This window comes from Chitinophaga sp. (assembly GCF_036569125.1).
Classification (GTDB): Bacteria; Bacteroidota; Bacteroidia; order Chitinophagales; family Chitinophagaceae; genus Chitinophaga.
Window position 1 is genome coordinate 1 of sequence record NZ_DATCRF010000702.1, and the last position, 16,724, is coordinate 16,724.

General features: G+C 47.9%; 15 protein-coding genes. 9 read left to right on the forward strand and 6 right to left on the reverse strand.

Going from position 1 to position 16,724, the window contains the following annotated elements; genetic code table 11:
- The 4 genes from VIM87_RS26060 to VIM87_RS26075 form a co-directional block, all read left to right on the forward strand.
- The coding region (locus VIM87_RS26060; protein ID WP_331999827.1) for a phosphoglycerate kinase at positions 1-783 on the forward strand (783 nt) is incomplete at its 5' end.
- A 104-nt stretch (positions 784-887) separates the two neighbouring features.
- Entirely contained in the window at positions 888-2,129 is a 1,242-nt protein-coding gene (dctA, locus tag VIM87_RS26065; RefSeq protein WP_331999828.1) for a C4-dicarboxylate transporter DctA, read from the forward strand.
- Positions 2,130-2,146: 17 nt separating this feature from the next.
- Entirely contained in the window at positions 2,147-3,007 is an 861-nt protein-coding gene (locus VIM87_RS26070) for an ATP/GTP-binding protein (protein ID WP_331999829.1), read from the forward strand.
- Between the two features lie 140 nt (positions 3,008-3,147).
- Positions 3,148-6,222, forward strand: coding sequence for a two-component regulator propeller domain-containing protein (locus VIM87_RS26075; protein ID WP_331999830.1), 3,075 nt, complete (start codon positions 3,148-3,150; stop codon positions 6,220-6,222).
- A 161-nt stretch (positions 6,223-6,383) separates the two neighbouring features.
- On the opposite strand, the gene VIM87_RS26080 is transcribed toward VIM87_RS26075, so the two are convergent.
- The 4 genes from VIM87_RS26080 to VIM87_RS26095 form a co-directional block, all read right to left on the reverse strand.
- Positions 6,384-7,337, reverse strand: coding sequence for a hypothetical protein (locus VIM87_RS26080; RefSeq protein WP_331999831.1), 954 nt, complete (start codon positions 7,335-7,337; stop codon positions 6,384-6,386).
- A gap of 32 nt (positions 7,338-7,369) precedes the next feature.
- Positions 7,370-8,134, reverse strand: coding sequence for a TPM domain-containing protein (locus tag VIM87_RS26085; protein ID WP_331999832.1), 765 nt, complete (start codon positions 8,132-8,134; stop codon positions 7,370-7,372).
- A gap of 90 nt (positions 8,135-8,224) precedes the next feature.
- On the reverse strand, positions 8,225-8,680 hold the full coding sequence (locus VIM87_RS26090) for a TPM domain-containing protein (RefSeq protein ID WP_331999833.1): 456 nt from the start codon (positions 8,678-8,680) through the stop codon (positions 8,225-8,227).
- A gap of 183 nt (positions 8,681-8,863) precedes the next feature.
- On the reverse strand, positions 8,864-9,442 hold the full coding sequence (locus tag VIM87_RS26095; protein ID WP_331999834.1) for a LemA family protein: 579 nt from the start codon (positions 9,440-9,442) through the stop codon (positions 8,864-8,866).
- A 323-nt stretch (positions 9,443-9,765) separates the two neighbouring features.
- Between VIM87_RS26095 and VIM87_RS26100 the strand changes: the two genes are divergently transcribed.
- Positions 9,766-10,230 carry a response regulator gene (locus VIM87_RS26100; RefSeq protein WP_089920030.1) on the forward strand — a complete coding sequence of 155 codons (465 nt, stop codon included), beginning with the start codon at positions 9,766-9,768 and terminating at the stop codon, positions 10,228-10,230.
- 15 nt (positions 10,231-10,245) lie between these two features.
- Here VIM87_RS26100 and VIM87_RS26105 read toward each other — a convergent pair whose 3' ends face one another.
- Together VIM87_RS26105 and VIM87_RS26110 are read right to left on the reverse strand one after the other, a co-directional pair.
- Positions 10,246-11,496: a FecR family protein gene (locus tag VIM87_RS26105; protein WP_331999835.1), complete on the reverse strand. Its 1,251-nt coding sequence runs from the start codon at positions 11,494-11,496 to the stop codon at positions 10,246-10,248.
- A 29-nt stretch (positions 11,497-11,525) separates the two neighbouring features.
- Positions 11,526-11,975, reverse strand: a complete 450-nt coding sequence (locus VIM87_RS26110) for an RNA polymerase sigma factor (protein WP_331999836.1) — start codon at positions 11,973-11,975, stop codon at positions 11,526-11,528.
- Positions 11,976-12,331: 356 nt separating this feature from the next.
- Here VIM87_RS26110 and VIM87_RS26115 point away from each other — a divergent pair, with 356 nt between their 5' ends.
- From VIM87_RS26115 to VIM87_RS26130, 4 genes are all read left to right on the forward strand, one after another.
- A complete protein-coding gene (locus tag VIM87_RS26115) occupies positions 12,332-13,702 on the forward strand; it encodes a dipeptidase (protein WP_331999837.1) in 1,371 nt (456 codons plus the stop codon).
- Between the two features lie 88 nt (positions 13,703-13,790).
- Positions 13,791-14,198 (forward strand): RNA-binding S4 domain-containing protein, encoded by a 408-nt coding sequence (locus VIM87_RS26120; RefSeq protein ID WP_331999838.1) that lies wholly within the window; start codon positions 13,791-13,793, stop codon positions 14,196-14,198.
- 136 nt (positions 14,199-14,334) lie between these two features.
- Positions 14,335-15,561, forward strand: a complete 1,227-nt coding sequence (gene lysA / locus VIM87_RS26125) for a diaminopimelate decarboxylase (RefSeq protein ID WP_331999839.1) — start codon at positions 14,335-14,337, stop codon at positions 15,559-15,561.
- A gap of 405 nt (positions 15,562-15,966) precedes the next feature.
- Positions 15,967-16,724 (forward strand): hypothetical protein (locus VIM87_RS26130; RefSeq protein WP_331999840.1); only part of this gene is annotated, 758 nt, incomplete at its 3' end.

Consider the following 16,724-nt stretch of genomic DNA (forward strand, 5'->3'; position numbering starts at 1 on the left):
GATGTTTATGTGAACGATGCCTTTGGTACCGCCCACCGCGCACACGCCTCCACAGCCGTGATTGCACAATACTACCCTGCAGACGCACGCATGTTCGGTTTGCTGATGGAAGCCGAAGTAGGCAACGCGGAAAAAGTGCTGCATAACGCTGAAAACCCCTTCACCGCTATTTTAGGCGGCGCTAAGGTGAGCGATAAGATATTGATCATAGAAAACCTGATGGAAAAAGCCAACAACATCATTATTGGTGGCGGTATGGCGTATACCTTCCTGAAGGCGCAGGGCAAAGAGATCGGCAACTCCCTGGTAGAGAACGATAAGCTGGACCTGGCAAAAGAGCTGGAAGCCAAAGCAAAAGCCAAAGGCGTAAACCTGCTGCTGCCCGTGGATTCCGTTGCGGCAGATAAGTTTGCAGCAGATGCCAATACACAGGTAGTATCCAACGACAACATTCCCGCCGGCTGGATGGGACTGGATATTGGAGAAAAATCCATCCAAAAGTTCAGTGAAGTAATAAGCCAGTCCAAAACCATTTTATGGAACGGGCCAATGGGCGTATTTGAAATGGAAGCCTTCCAGAAAGGTACCAAAGCCGTGGCAGACGCTATTGTGAAAGCTACCTCACAGGGCGCTTTTTCCCTGGTAGGCGGTGGCGATTCCGTAGCTGCGGTGAACCAGTTTGGCCTGGCCGACAAGGTAAGCTATGTATCCACCGGTGGTGGCGCTATGCTGGAATACTTTGAAGGTAAAGAGCTGCCGGGTATTGCTGCAGTAAATGCCTAAACGAAATATTACTTATACAAGTACAGGCCCTCCGCTTAGCGGGGGGCTTTCTTTTACATGAAAGTGGCTCCCCCATCTTAAACTTTATTTGTACTTTGGAATATATGAAGAAGTTTTACCATCATCTCTATTTCCAGGTAATAGTAGCTATCATACTGGGTATTATAGCAGGACTGCTGTTCCCCGGGATAGCCGGCACTGCTAAGCTGATCAGCGATATATTCATTAACCTCATCAAAATGCTGATAGCCCCCATCATCTTCCTTACCATTGTGCTGGGCATTGCCCGCATGGGCGATATGAAAAAGGTGGGCCGGGTAGGCGGTAAGGCTTTATTATACTTTGAGATCGTAACCACCCTGGCCATTGTTATCGGGCTGATAGTGGCCAACTGGCTGAAACCCGGCCATGGCGTGGCTTTCACGCATGTGAACGTTGCCGCTGCCGCCAAAATAGAAAAAGATGCAGCCGGCATGAACTGGGTGGAATTCTTCCTGCACATTGTACCCTCCAACGTATTTGAATCATTTGCCAAAGGCGATATTTTGCAGGTGCTGGTATTTGCCATCCTGTTCGGTTACGGCATTACCCGTATGAAAGATGCCGGCATTCCCCTGTTACATACCTTTGACCGTATTTCACAGGTGTTCTTCAACATCCTGAAAGTGATCATGAAGCTGGCGCCCCTGGGCGCTTTTGGCGGTATGGCCTATACCATCGGCAACTTTGGCGCAGGCGCTTTGATCCCTTTGCTGAAGCTGATGCTGTGCGTGTACCTGACCATGTTCCTGTTTATTTTCCTGGTGCTGGGCAGCATAGCGCGTATTTACCGCTTCAGCCTGTGGAAGTATTTAAAGTTTGTAAGCAATGAAATACTGCTGGTGCTGGGCACCTCCTCCTCAGAATCCGCATTGCCGGGTATGATGGAGCGCCTGGAGCAGCTGGGCTGTTCCCGCTCCGTGGTAGGCCTGGTAATACCCGCCGGTTATTCCTTTAACCTGGACGGTACCAGCATTTACTTATCCATGGCCGTTATATTCCTGGCGCAGGTATTTGGCGTAAACCTAACACTGGCGCAGGAGCTAACCATCATCGGCATACTGGTTATTACCTCCAAAGGCGCGGCCGGCATTACAGGCAGCGGGTTTATTGTACTGGCATCCACGCTCACTGTTATTAAAGTAATACCGGTAGAAGGGCTGGCCATCCTGATAGGGGTGGACCGTTTTATGTCCGAAGCCAGGGCTATCACCAACCTGATAGGCAATGGCGTAGCCACAATCGTAGTGGCTAAAAGTGAAAAGGAGTTTGATGAGGCCCGCTACCAGGCAGCTGTAAACGCATAAATTAAATTTTAACCGTTATGAAAACACAACACAACTCCATCTTTACCGGCCTGCTCCTGGCCGCCGGCCTGCTGGCCACTTTACCCGTTACAGCACAGCAAGCACCCGTGGCCCTGGAACAGCAATGGGAAACGGATACTACCCTGCGCGTACCGGAATCCGTTTATTTTGATGCTAAAAGAAATGTATTATACGTATCCGATATCCAGGGCGATGGCGCCGTTAAAGACGGGCAGGGCTTCATTTCCCGCCTGTCGCCGGAAGGGAAGGTGCTGGACCTGGAATGGGTAAAAGGCCTGAATGCCCCCAAGGGATTGGGCGTGTATAAGAACCATTTATACGTGGCAGACCTTACTGAAATAGTAGTGATAGATATTGATAAAGGCAGCATTGTACAGCATGTTCCCGTGGAAGGCAGTGTATTCCTGAACGATATTACCATCGACAATAAAGGCACGGTATACGTGAGCGATACCCGCACCGGTAAGGTGCACCAGTATAAGAATGGCAAGGTAAGCACCCTGCTGGAAGGCTTAAAAGGCCCCAACGGCCTGCTGGCGCTGCCCAACGCTTTTTATGTGCTGGCAGATGGCGCTATGTTTAGTCTGGAGAGAGACAGGAGCCTGAAAAAAATAACTGCTGTAAGTAAAAGTGTAGACGGTATAGAACAGGTAAAACCCGGCGAATTCATCGTATCTTGCTGGCCGGGTGAAGTGTTCTATGTAAATGCTTCCAAAGGCACTGCAGTTAAGCTGCTGGATACGCAGGCACAAAAACTGAATACGGCAGATATTGGGTATAATCCACAACAGAAGATCGTATATATCCCTACTTTTTATGGTAATAAGGTAGTCGCCTATGTACTGAAAGGGATCTAGCAGCAGCACACTACATCCGATAATCCTGTAAATGTAAACTGTCAAAGTGAGAGAAAGTGTTTAATTGGCTGGCATATATCCCTGGCAGCGCGTTGCTGGCACGTGTGGCATTTTACATTTCACTCTGGTTATGCACCTGTATGCAGCCTGCATGGGCGCAGGAACCGCAGGTATCCTACAAATTCTCCCATCTGAACCTCCAGAACGGGCTGGCCAGCAACCACGTATCCGCCATCATGCAGGACCGTAAAGGGTTTGTATGGATAGCCAGCACCGCCCTGCAGCGGTACGATGGCAGCAACCTGCTCACCATCGCCAACTTTGACCGGGTGCCCGGCACCATTTACTATGATGATATTTGCCTGTGCGAAGACCGTAAAGGCCGCATCTGGATGGGCGCGCCGGATAATATACAATTCTATGACCCGGCCACCAGCTCACTAAAAGCGCTGAAGGTAGATATACCGCCCTCCTCGCAGGGCAATATTCAATGCAGCCATATTGTGGAAGATGCGGCAGGCGTAATATGGGCCACCACCCAGGAAGGCCTGCTGCGCTTTGACGATAGCACCGGCATGTTTGAAAAAGCCACTATTGTTCCCGAGGCAGAACGCCTGCAAATGAGCAGCGCCATTACAGAAGACCATGAAGGTAACCTGTGGATCAGCGGTAAGAACGGTATTTTCCTGCTGGATAAGCAACGCAAACATTTATACAGCGCCGCCCACAACCCGAAGCAGCTGCCGGTTTTCAACATTACTACCAGCGTACGTAAATTTTATATTGACTATCGCCGCCGTATATGGATAGCCGCCCGGGCCCAGGGACTTTATTGTTACGACCCGGTAAGCGGGCATCTGCAATCTTACCCGGTAGGAGAGGTGTTTGATATGACCGCAGACCCGGATCATAACATATGGATAGCTACCGATCATAGAGGCGTTTACCGGTACAATAGCAACCTGGATGCTTTTTCCGTGAACATACGCGCCGAAAATACAGACGACCTGGGCCTGCACTACGATTTTGAAACCAACTGTTTTTTAACCGACCGTGAAGGGCATTTATGGATAGGTACGGACCTGGGCGTAAATATCCTGAGCCTGCACAACCGCACGTTCCGGATGTTGGACCACCGTACCGTTTTTAACGGCACCACGCAGCGCCTGCCCCGCGCAGAAGTAACAGACCTGCTGCAAACCCGCAGTGGCGATATATTTGCCGGTTACTGGGGCCAGGGTTTCTGCTGGTTTAATGCCGGCCTTGAGCTAAAGCAGCATTTTACGCACAACAGTAACGATCCCGCACATTGCCTGCCGGAGCCCCGTGGCCTGGTATGGAGCTTTGCCGAAATGAAGAACGGGCATGTGCTGATAGGGCAGGAGAATGGTTTTTTATCAGAGTTTGATCCGGAGCAGGGTAAATTTATATCCCACTACAACCCGCCCGCTTTCGAGGAGCAAACCCTGATGAGCATGTACGTGGAAAATGATACTTCCGTATGGATAGGCCTGTATAAAAGAGGGCTGGCCCACTGGAACCCGCGTACGAAAACCGCCAGAGCCTATCCGCAGTTTATGACCAACCTGCAGCGGCAAACCTCCGTTATGGACATTGTGCCGGAGAACGATTCCCTGCTATGGCTGGCCACCAGCACAGTAGGGCTGGTGCTGTTTAACAGCCATACCGGCCAGGTAATGGTAAAAGAAAGTTTTAGCGGGGAGCAGCGCTTCGTAAATAACATCACCAGCTTATATAAACAGGATGATACTACGCTGATAGCCGGTACAGATCATGGGCTGTGGGTATTTAACCCCCGGCGCACTACCGTAAAACCCTTAAAGGTGAACGGGCTGTTATTTGATGAATGGGTGCTGTGCTTACAGAGCGATGGTAAACAGGGCATCTGGTTCACTACCGAGTATGGTTTTTACCGTTTTAACCGCAGGCAGTTTAACCTGGAAACATTTATCCAGGGCGATAATATTATCGATAACAACCGTAAAGTACGCCGCCGCATTTTGCCTTTGCAGGATGGGCGCTTACTGGTAGGCGGCTCAGATCATTTCGTAGCCTTTGACCCCGCTGTATTAAAGGTGGCGCCGCCGCCGCCGGATGTAAGCATACTGGCGCTTAAAGCGCTGGACAGCAGCATACAGATAGATGCCGCCATTGACGCCCGGCAGCCGGTTACATTAAATTATAAGCAGAACTTTATTTCCATTGAGTTCAAAAGCCTGCAATACCATCATGAAAAGATCCGGTATTATTACCAGCTGGATGGGCTGGATGAAGACTGGGTAAATGCAGAAGGCTTGTTAATAGCCAAATACACCAACCTGCCACCGGGCAACTATACTTTTAAAGTGCGCAGTGTGAACACCGCCGGCACTTTTTCCGCCAACACCACTGTACTGCGCATAAACATAAAACCGGCCTTCTGGCAAACGAACTGGTTCCGCCTGCTGATACTGCTGCTGGTGGCAGCCTTTATTTACATTTATTTCCGTGCACGCATTTACTTTATAAAGAAGGAGGCCAAACGCCGCACACTTATGCAGCAACGGATGGCGCAGCTGGAAATGAAAGCCCTGCGCGCACAAATGAACCCGCATTTTATTTTTAATGCGCTCAACTCCATTCAAACGTTTATGATGAAGAGCGAAACAGAGCAGGCGCTTGCCTACCTGAACCGCTTTGCCCGCCTCATTCGCAGCGTATTGGATCACTCCCAGCTCAATACCATTCCCATCTCAAAAGAAGTGAACATGCTGGAAAACTATATTGAATTGGAGAAGCTGCGTTTTGCCGACCAGTTTGATTATAAGATCACCATAGACCCCTCTATAGATGCAGATTTCACCGAGATCCTCACCATGATCATTCAGCCCTTTATAGAAAATGCCATCTGGCATGGGCTGCTGCATAAAAAAGAGGAGCAGGGAAAATTATTATTGACCTTCACCAAAATGCAGGATCGTATATTATGCACCGTAGAAGATAATGGTATTGGCCGTGAAAGATCGGCCGCGCTGAAACAGCTAAGCGGTTATACCCACGCCTCCCGCGGTTTGCAGATCACCCGCGATCGTTTATCTCTCTATAACAGCCGTTTTAATGTAGCGGCCTCCTTTGATATTGAGGACCTGTTTGATGCAGAAGGCCAGCCCTGCGGCACCCGGGTTAACTTGTGGTTCCCGCTGGGAGAAGATTGAGTCAATTACGAATTACGAATTAAAATGCAGCGGTTTAAGGCCCTGGTGCCTTGTTATGCAGCATAATAAAATACAAACTTACATCACCATTTATTCCCTGAACCCTTTCACTACGAACTACTCAATTCGTAATTCGTAATTCGTAATTAACTAATTCGTAATTAACCTTCGCTCACCCGCACTACGTGCTTACCCGCATCGTCCCATCTCCAGGGGTTATCCATTAGCTGCAGCCCGCCCAGCCAGCGATTCTGCAGGGAAATATAGTCGGTGTAATACTCTTCATTATTCAATACTTCCCGCCCCAGGCTGGTAATAGACAGCATTACATCCTGCTGTTCAATGATACCGGCGCTGCGCATACGTTGTATGTAAATGTCCAGCTGAAAATCGCCAAAGCCGTAGATCTTCATATCATCCCAGAACTGCGCATACAGGTCATACCAGCGCAGGCTTGATAAAGACAGCTTGCGCAGGAAATAGCTTTGAATGGCATTCAGACCGTTGTCCAGTGCCGGCAGCCGTTGCAGGTGTGCGATCAGGGCCGGCCCCAGGTAAGATAAGTGGGAGGTGGCATGCCGGCTGATGGCTTCCAGCTCCGGCGGATCGCCCTTGCAGTAGGCCTCCCAGGCATGGGCTGCCAGCTGCATATCAGCTTCTTCCAGGTACACCCGCTCCTGCAATAATGCAGGAAAATGGTAGGGCATTAATAGTCCCAGCCCCCTGAAATCCATTACTTCAGGATGGTTCTCGATAGATACCAGGCTTATTTTAGGTAAACGTATCACCTGCGTGCGCAGGTAGTGGAGTATAAAAAGCAGGTTGATCTGGCAAAAGAGGTCAAACTCGAACCACAGCACTATTTCATCGTATTCACCCGCTGTTTTAAGCTTTTCCAGCTCTTTAACTACATTGGCAAAGTAAGTTTGCCGGTCAATGCCATAATGTTGTTCCAGGTGTTTGGCGCGGGTTTCAAAAAACAGGGCCATATCATCCGTACATATCACTTTGCCTTCACACATCATTTCCCGGCATACTACGATCTCACCCGGGATCTCACTTTGCCGGAACAAGGTTAGGGTAGCATCGCCGTTAAGAACATGCATATAAGACATGGTGTTACTTTTTTCAATGTCAACAGGGAAGGTTACCAGCTGCCACTGGCGCCGCCGCCGCCACCGGAGCCGCCGCCAAATCCTCCGAAACCACCACCACCGCCACCGGACGACCATCCGCCGCCTCCGCCGCCGCTACCCCAGCCGCCACCAATGGGAAAACCTCCCAAACCGCCCCAGCCTCTCCGGCTGATGGTAGTATTACCGCCGCGGCGGTTGTTGATAATAGATACAATGATGATGATAATAATGATCATCACAAAAATAGCGCCGCCCCCGCCGCTCTTCCTGGCTTTGGGTATGCCTTTATATTCGCCGGCAGCCGCTTTCTCAATGGCATCCACCGCCTCATCCAGGCCCTGATAGTAGTGCCCCTGGCGGAAATTGGGCACAATGATCTGGTCAATAATGCGGTTGGCTATTGCATCCGGCACGGCGCCTTCCAGCCCGTAACCGGTTTCTATACGTATTTTCCGGTCGTCAATAGCGGCCAGTATCACCAAACCGTTGTTCTTACCTTTCACACCCACTCCCCAATCGCGTAATATTTTCAACGCCACCTCGCTTATATCATAATCACCGGTTGTTTTAACCGTTACGATCGCTATCTGGGAAGAGGTGCTGTCGCTATAGGCTACTACTTTACTCTCCAGCGCATCGGCCTCCTCGCGTAGCAGCACGCCTGCCATATCATTCACCAGCCGGGGTGGGTTAGGCCGGGCGGGTATGTCCTGTGCATAGGTATGTAAGCCTGTAACCAGCAACATGCTGAACCATAACCAGCAAAATAACCTCATACTAATTATTTACGATTTGAGATTTACGATTTGAGATTTGATGGACTTGCATTTAAATCTAAAATCGTAAATCGTAGATCTGAAATCCATTCATCGGCCAAAAATAATGTCGTCCGGCAATTCGTTTTCATCGCTGGCTGCGTAGGGGAAATGTGTGTGTAACGATTCCCCGATCTCTTTAATACATTCCTCCATCCCTTCCACTACCCGTTGCTGGGAGAAATGAACCTTTAGCAGATGGGCTTCTTTTTGCCAGAAATGATCACCTACTTTATCATGAATGCCTTTATCGCCCAGGATGGCAAACTGCCGGTCCTTCAGGGCCACATATAACAGCACTCCGTTATGTTGTTTTGTTTTTTCCATTCCCAGCGACAGGAATATTTCCTGCGCCCGGTCCATGGGATCTACATACGCGCAACGGCTTTCTACAAACAGCCTTATTTCTCCGCTGGTAAGCCTTTCCGCCGTACGGATGGCCTGCACCAGCCGCTCTTTTTCAGGCTCCTGCAAAAGCTCTTTTTTACCAAATGGAAATAAACCCATGAGTATTGGGATTTTAGATTTACGATCTTAGATTTTAGATTTGAAGATGCAGGCTCCCTGTTCAAGATCATGTAACCCAACCCTGGTAGCTGTTGCTCCAAAATGGCCAGGCTTTGCACGGTGATTTTAAATTCCGGAGTGCTTCCCCCAAAATCTAAAATCGTAAATCTAAAATCTAAAATTTTAAAATTGAACCTTGGGTGCATTCTCAGATCCGGCCTGCGCCTGGAAATATCCTTTCTGCTGGAAACCGCTGATGCCGGCAATAATATTATTCGGGAAAGTACGTACAGAGCTGTTGTAGCCGTTCACTGCCTCGTTAAAATCATTACGGGCCACGGTTATACGATTTTCTGTGCCTTCCAGCTGTGCCTGCAGATCCAGGAAATTCTGGTTAGCCTTCAGCTGCGGATAGCTTTCAGCTACTGCCAGCAAACGGCCCAGGGCAGAGCTCAGCTGGCCTTGCGCCTGTTGGAACTGCTGGATCTTTTCCGGAGACAGGTCATCAGCATTTATAGTGACCTGGGTGGCTTTGGCGCGGGCTTCAATTACCTGCGTTAAAGTAGTTTGCTCAAAATTGGCAGCGCCTTTTACCGTGCTTACCAGGTTGGGGATAAGGTCGGCCCGGCGTTGATACTGGCTTTGTACGGCGCCCCATTTATTCTTTACATTCTCGTCCTGCTTTACCAGGCCGTTGTACTTATTGCAGCCGAACATGCCTAATAATACCAGGACAACAACTACAATGATCCATTTTTTCATTTGTTAAACGGTTTAATTTTTATATTCACATTAGAAGATAATGCCGGTACATAGCGCGCTGGTTATGTGCTATTTAACCACGCCAAAGAGATACGAATGCACCAAACCTACACACATTTCACCAAACTGCAAAAACTATCTGTTGTCCCCATATGCTACAAATACCTGCAAAAAATAAGACTAAAAATCCTTTGTTTATCCATAATTTTGTGGAAATATTTTCACCTCAGGTAACCATACGGGCTATAATATTCAATGTAGCAATGGGTTTATTGTTTGTAACTCATTTATTTTTATTAACTTAGAACTAAGGTCTCCTTGAAATGAGTGCGCAACACATCCATATTCTCTATATCGATGATGAGATAAACAACCTGACCGCTTTCAGGGCCGCCTTCCGCAGGCTGTATACCGTGTACACCGCCGCATCAGCAGCAGAGGCAGAACAATTGTTACTTGAACACGAAGTTCACATCATTATCTCCGACCAGCGTATGCCTAAAATGACAGGCATAGAATTTTTCGAAACTATTTTGGATAAACATCCCGAGCCTATCCGCATCCTGTTAACCGGTTATGCAGATATTAATGCAGTGATAGATGCCATTAATAAAGGTCAGGTGTACAAGTATTTTTCCAAACCCTGGAACGAGGAAGAGCTGAAGCATAATATTGAAAAAGCGTATGAGGTGTTCTCCCTCCGGCGCGAAAACAAAGAGCTAACTGCCAAGCTGCTGGATGTGAATGAAAAGCTGGAATTCCTGCTCCGGCAAAAACTGATCTCCTGAAATTATTCCTGCAACTTATTTCCGGGTGTTGAAGTGAATGGTATTATCGTAAATGCGATAGTCCAGCCGCATTGCATTGGTCAGCTGATCCAGGAAGGCAGAAAGGGGTTTGTTCTTCTCCAGGCAGCCGCTGTATTCTGCACCGGCTATTGATTGGGGCTCAAAAGCCAGTTTAAGGCCAAACCAGCGCTGTATAACCGGCTGCAGGTCGGCCAGGCGGGTATTGCGGAAACGGTAAATACCTTCCCGCCAGGAAAGGGTAATGGATTCATCAAAACGTTTCACCTTAAACCTTTCCCCGGTTTTATAAATGGCTTCATAACCGGGTTTTAATGTAACATCCAGCGAATCCCCTACATCCGTTACGGCAGCGCCCTGCACCAGGGAGGTAACCACCAGGTCGGCATTATAGGAATTAATATTAAAAGCTGTTCCAAGCGCCTTTACAGAAGTGCTGGGGGTATGTACTATAAAAGGCTGGCTGGCATTCTTGGCCACTATAAAATAAGCTTCGCCATCCAGGTAAACTTCTCTTGTTTTACCCAGGAAAATGAATGGGAACCGCAGGGTAGAACTGGCGTTCAGGTGCACCTCCGTACCATCGGCCAGCTCCAGCCGGTAATCTGTTCTGGGAGGCACGGTTAAGGTATTCCATTCCACCTTGGCAGGCACATTTGCATCAGCCGCCAGGTCACTGTTATTAACGGGATCCGGCAGCTGGCGGGTTAAATAAATACTGTCGGTAGCTGTAGCCGCAGGTGCAGCGCCAGGCATGGGGCCCGGTATAACCGGTACTACATTATTATTGCTGCCGGTTAGCTGAATATTTGGCGTTGTATAATTGCTTACAGGCGCTGGTGCAGGTATTTTATTGGTATTACCAGCTGCCAGTGCCGGAGGCTGTGAGTGTGAGTAGTAATGATGATCATACAGGTAAAATCCCAGGCCGCCGGCTGCCAGCAGGGCTGCAACAATCACTGCAGCAACCGCAATACGGTATTTTTTTATGAGCCGCAGCACACGGTTGGGAAAAGGAGGTGCGGGTTTTAATAATGTTTCAATTTTACACCATACCAGGTCCGCCCGGAGATCCTCCAGGATATCTTCATTCGTGGCAACTTTGGCATTTTCCAGTTCCAGCCAGCAATTGCGCACATGCTCGTCGTACTTCATTACCTGCTGCAGGTACCGGTCGTTCTCTTTACTGATCTCCCCCAGTTGTTTTTCCAGCAGCAATTGGTAAATATATTCTTGATCAAATTTCATATGAATAAGCTCATAAGAAAGTTCGAGGTTTAACTGTACCTGATAACGCGCAGGTCTTTCAGCGCCTGTTCTAATTTATCGGCCGGCAGGCCATCCAGCTCGCTTATCACCTGTTTACGGAGCTCCTGTTGTTCATTTTCATTTGTACCATTTGTATTTGTTTGCTCATTAGCTTGTGGTAAATGTTTTTCATCGCCCGCCTGGCTTTTCGGATCTTTCTTCAGCTGTTCCACACAATCCAGATGTACCTGCTGATAAAGAAAACCACCTACGGATTGTTGTATGTCAAGGTATAGCCTTTGTTCCCATATACGTATAAATGTATGCTGCACCAGGTCCTGCGCTCTCCGCATGTTACCCAGCATCGTGTGCGCTTTCAGGCATAAAGGCTTGTAGTATTTCAGAAAAAAATACTGGTATGCCTTTATATTACCCTGTTTTAGCTCTGATAACACAGCCATATCATCAATACTGTTCATATTGTTTCTTTTTGCGAAAGTGTATACATGTACATATTGTAGGAGCTTAGCATATAGGAATGTAACCCCGGTCCCAGACAAATTTTGGTGTTTCACTCTATTCGGCACCGAAAATTTCCTATTAAAAGTTACAAAAAAAAGTTAACTATTGGTTAATTAAGTTAAATATTTGGATCCTTGCCACCACCCGGTTTACAATCCGCCTATTAAGTATAAGATTTATTCATTAATAGTTGATTTAGAAATGTTCCGCCACTGCGCTGATACTACGTTAATGTTAGCATTTATATTGGTTAAAATGGCGGTTCATACTTTTCCATTAAATTGCACCCCATTGAAACTTAATACTCCTGAATATGCAAGTTTGGAAAGATTACCAGGCACAACACCAAGACCGTTTTCTGGATGAATTATTATCGCTGTTGCGCATACCCTCTATCAGCGCAGATTCCCGTTACAGTCAGGATGTAAAAACATGTGCGGAAGCTGTACAGCAGCGCCTGCAGGAAGCCGGCGCCGATAAGGTGGAAATATGCCCTACCGCCGGCCACCCGATCGTGTATGGCGAAAAAATTATAGATCCCAAATTACCTACTGTATTAGTATATGGCCACTATGATGTGCAACCGCCCGATCCCTTGGAGCTGTGGCACAGCGGCCCTTTTGAGCCGGTGATCAAAGACGGCCGCATTTATGCCCGTGGCAGCGCCGATGATAAAGGCCAGTTCTACATGCATGTAAAAGCATTTGAGATCATGATAAGGACCAACAGCCTGCCCTGTAATATTAAATTCATGATAGAAGGGGAGGAAGAAGTAGGTTCATCTAACCTGGGCATTTTTATTAAAGAAAATAAAGAGCGCTTAAAAGCAGATGTAGTGCTGATCTCCGACACCGCCATGTTAAGCCTGGAAAATCCTTCCCTGGATACCGGCTTGCGCGGCCTGTCCTATATGGAGGTAGAGGTTACCGGCCCTAACCGCGATCTGCACAGCGGCGTATATGGCGGCGCAGTAGCTAACCCCGCTACCATACTGGCAAAAATGATCGCTTCCCTGCACGATGAGAATAACCACATTACCATTCCCGGTTTTTATGATAAGGTGCTGGAATTAAGCAAAGAAGAAAGGGAAGCGCTGAATAAGGCGCCCTTCAATGAAGCGGAATATAAGCAGGACCTGGGCGTGCAGGAGCTGTGGGGCGAAAAAGGCTACAGCACTATTGAGCGCACCGGCATACGCCCTACGCTGGAAGTAAATGGCATCTGGGGCGGTTACACCGGCGAAGGTTCCAAAACCGTGCTGCCCTCCAAAGCATCCGCCAAAATATCTATGCGGCTGGTGCCCAACCAGGACTGGCACGAGATCTCCGACCTGTTCAAAGCGCATTTTGAAAAAATAGCGCCTAAGTCTGTTTCCATAAAGGTTACCGCCCATCATGGCGGCAGCCCCTATGTTACGCCAACAGATCATGTGGCCTTTAAAGCCGCCAGCCGTGCTATTGAAAGCACCTTTGGCAAATTGCCCATTCCAGTACGCGGCGGTGGCAGCATTCCCATTGTAGCGCTGTTTGAAAAAGAGCTGGGGCTGAAAACTATTTTAATGGGCTTTGGGCTGGATAGCGATAACCTGCACTCGCCCAACGAAAAATATGACCTGGCTAACTTTTATAAAGGCATAGAAACCATCCCGTATTTTCACCAGTATTTTGCGGAGATGAGTAAATAAGTAAAAAGTAAAAAAGTAAAAATTAAAACTGGGCCTTCATCCGCGGCATTTTTTTAATTTTTACTTTTTTACTTTTAATTTTTTTAACATGGCAACAACTCCCGAAAAACTCCGTCTTGATAAATACCTCTGGGCCATCCGCGTGTTTAAAACCCGTACCCAGGCATCTGCCGCCTGTGAGGCCGGCAAGGTAAAAATGAACGGGGCCGCCGTAAAGGCTGCCCGCGCCGTAGGTATTGGCGATCAATATGATATTAAAACAGAAACCCGCAAGTGGAAAATAGAGGTCACCGGCCTGCTGCACAACCGCCAGCAATACACGGAAGCCATTAAGTATTACGTGGATAAGACCACGGAAGAGGACCAGCAGTTTAACCAGCGGGTGGCCACCACCTTTTATACCGGTAAGCGCCCCAGCAAGATCGGCCGCCCTACCAAGCGGGAACGCCGCAGCCTGGACGACTTTATGGACGGAGAGGAAGAAAAGCAACCCTGACCTTTCCCGCGCGTTACGTTTTCTCGTATTTGCATAGTAGATTTGCACATCTTTTTGGTTTTAGATAAAACAGAACGCCTGGTACTCCTCGCGGCTATAAATCTAAAATCTAAGATCTAAAATCATAGATCAATAAATGCCTAAACAAAGCGACGTGCTCTCCGCCGATTTCCTGGTGAAGATTGCAGAAGAATTTGGTACCCCGGTATACGTGTACCATGCAGAAAAAATAAAGACCCAGTACGAAAAACTACAGAAGGCCTTTACAAAAACGGATGCCCGTTTTTTCTATGCGTGCAAGGCACTTACCAATATCAACATCCTGAAATATATTAACTCCCTGGGCTGCGGGCTGGATACCGTATCCATCCAGGAAGTGCAGCTGGGGCTTAAGGCCGGCTTTGATCCCAAGAACATCATTTTCACACCCAACTGTGTGGATCTGCAGGAGATCATTGCAGCCAAGGACCTGGGCGTAAACATCAATATTGACAATATCTCCATCCTGGAGCAGTTCGGCAATAAGTTCGGCAGCAGCTATCCCATCTGCATCCGCCTGAACCCGCACATCATGGCCGGCGGTAACTTCAAAATTTCCACCGGGCATGTGGACAGCAAGTTTGGCATCTCCATTCACCAGCTGCGCCATATTGAGCGTATTGTAAAAAGCACGAAGCTAAAGGTAACCGGCCTGCACATGCATACCGGTTCTGAAATAAAGGATGTGGATGTGTTCCTGCGTGGCGTAGAGATCATGTTTGAAATGGCAGAACACTTCCCCGACCTGGAATCCATTGACCTGGGCAGCGGCTTTAAAGTAGCCTACCAGCAGGGCGATCCGGAAACGGATATTGACCTGTTAGGCAAAAAGCTGTCCGATGCTTTTAATGGTTTCAATAAGAACTACCACCGCCCGCTGCAGCTGTGGTTTGAGCCGGGAAAGTTCCTGGTCAGCCAGAGCGGTTATTTTGTAGTAAAGGCCAACGTGATCAAGCAAACTACGGCCACCGTATTTGTTGGGGTGAATTCCGGGTTTAACCACCTGATCCGCCCTATGTTCTACGATGCTTTTCACCTGATCCGCAACATCTCCAACCCGCATGGTACGGAGCGTATTTATACCGTGGTAGGTAATATCTGCGAAACAGACACCTTTGGCTGGGACCGTAAGATCAATGAAGTACGGGAAGGCGATTTCCTGGTGTTCTATAACGCCGGCGCCTATGGTTTTGAAATGTCGTCTAACTTCAACTCCCGCCTGAAACCGGCCGAAGTGCTGGTGAAAGAAGGCAAACCCCACCTGATCCGCAAAAGAGATACCCTGGATGATATTCTGAAGAACCAGGTGGAGATAACGTTTTAAAAGAATGTAAAATGTAAAATTTTAGATGTAAAATGTAAAAGTTGAATGCCGCGGATGTACTGCATTGACTTTTACATTTTACATTTAGCATTTATGATTTTACATTTTCCATGGCCCTCCGATTGCTGTGCAACTGGTACCCTTCCCTCCTAAAACCCTCCTTTTTCCCTACTAACATTGCTGCGCAACTCTACCCCCCTACATAAAACCCTACATTCCCCCGCTATGTCACTATGGCACACCCAACCGCACGGCATACTTCTTGAACCATACTGTTCAGAAATATTGTAACTTTGTAGTTAATTACTTCTTCCCAAACTGCTTAATCCTGCATACATACACTGTCACACTAACTGCTGCCGAATCAAATATTCGCAAATGAATTAAACTATACTTAAGTTGACTATGAGAGTTTTAACCGCACAAAAAGGTATTTTTAAGGATGAAGGGATTATCGAAAGCAGGATCTCCTTCGCACCTTTTGTAAGGTTCCTGAAGGAGAAGGCTGCCAACGAAGCAGATACTAGAGCGTTCTACTACCGCAAGCTGGTTGATAAGTTTGAACAGATCCCTGCTGCACTGGTTCCGTTAAATGGACCTGAAGAAGTGGCTGCCCACCAGGAATTACTGGACATTGTGGCGGCCAGTGTTTTCCCCGTTACTGCAGACATGGATAAAGATATTTACGGAATAGGCATGCCTTACAAGTTTGCCATCTTCTATTATTCTGAGCAGTTCAAGAAAGTTTTCACCAAAGACGGAGAGCACCTGGCCACTGTACCCCATGGTTTTGGTACGGATAAGGTAGCAAGAGATAAGAAGGAATGGCTGTATAAGCTCATCCTGCAAAGGGTGTACAAGTTCCCGGTGAACTATGATACCGAGATCATTCATACCGTAGCTACTCCTGAAAATGGCAGTGGCATTAAAGGATATGTAAAAGTAAAGGTAGACCCGCGCTTTGTGGATGTAAAGGTGAAAGGCGAGATCCCGGAACTTACCTACGACCAGGTTTGCACCAAAAAGGTGTGCCTGGACTGGCTGGAGGAAACATTGCCCCTGAGCATGTTTGCCCTGGAAGGCTTTGTGATCTGGACCGTAAAAGATGTTACCCAGGAGCAGGTGCTGAGCCGTGTGAAAGACCTGGTGATGAACATGAACGA

Coding starts and splice junctions, on each gene's coding strand:
- dctA (WP_331999828.1), top strand. CDS start 888: ATGAAGAAGTTTTACCATCATCTCTATTTCCAGGTAATAGTAGCTATC.
- VIM87_RS26070 (WP_331999829.1), top strand. CDS start 2,147: ATGAAAACACAACACAACTCCATCTTTACCGGCCTGCTCCTGGCCGCC.
- VIM87_RS26075 (WP_331999830.1), top strand. CDS start 3,148: ATGCAGCCTGCATGGGCGCAGGAACCGCAGGTATCCTACAAATTCTCC.
- VIM87_RS26080 (WP_331999831.1), bottom strand. CDS start 7,337: ATGTCTTATATGCATGTTCTTAACGGCGATGCTACCCTAACCTTGTTC.
- VIM87_RS26085 (WP_331999832.1), bottom strand. CDS start 8,134: ATGAGGTTATTTTGCTGGTTATGGTTCAGCATGTTGCTGGTTACAGGC.
- VIM87_RS26090 (WP_331999833.1), bottom strand. CDS start 8,680: ATGGGTTTATTTCCATTTGGTAAAAAAGAGCTTTTGCAGGAGCCTGAA.
- VIM87_RS26095 (WP_331999834.1), bottom strand. CDS start 9,442: ATGAAAAAATGGATCATTGTAGTTGTTGTCCTGGTATTATTAGGCATG.
- VIM87_RS26100 (WP_089920030.1), top strand. CDS start 9,766: ATGAGTGCGCAACACATCCATATTCTCTATATCGATGATGAGATAAAC.
- VIM87_RS26105 (WP_331999835.1), bottom strand. CDS start 11,496: ATGAAATTTGATCAAGAATATATTTACCAATTGCTGCTGGAAAAACAA.
- VIM87_RS26110 (WP_331999836.1), bottom strand. CDS start 11,975: ATGAACAGTATTGATGATATGGCTGTGTTATCAGAGCTAAAACAGGGT.
- VIM87_RS26115 (WP_331999837.1), top strand. CDS start 12,332: ATGCAAGTTTGGAAAGATTACCAGGCACAACACCAAGACCGTTTTCTG.
- VIM87_RS26120 (WP_331999838.1), top strand. CDS start 13,791: ATGGCAACAACTCCCGAAAAACTCCGTCTTGATAAATACCTCTGGGCC.
- lysA (WP_331999839.1), top strand. CDS start 14,335: ATGCCTAAACAAAGCGACGTGCTCTCCGCCGATTTCCTGGTGAAGATT.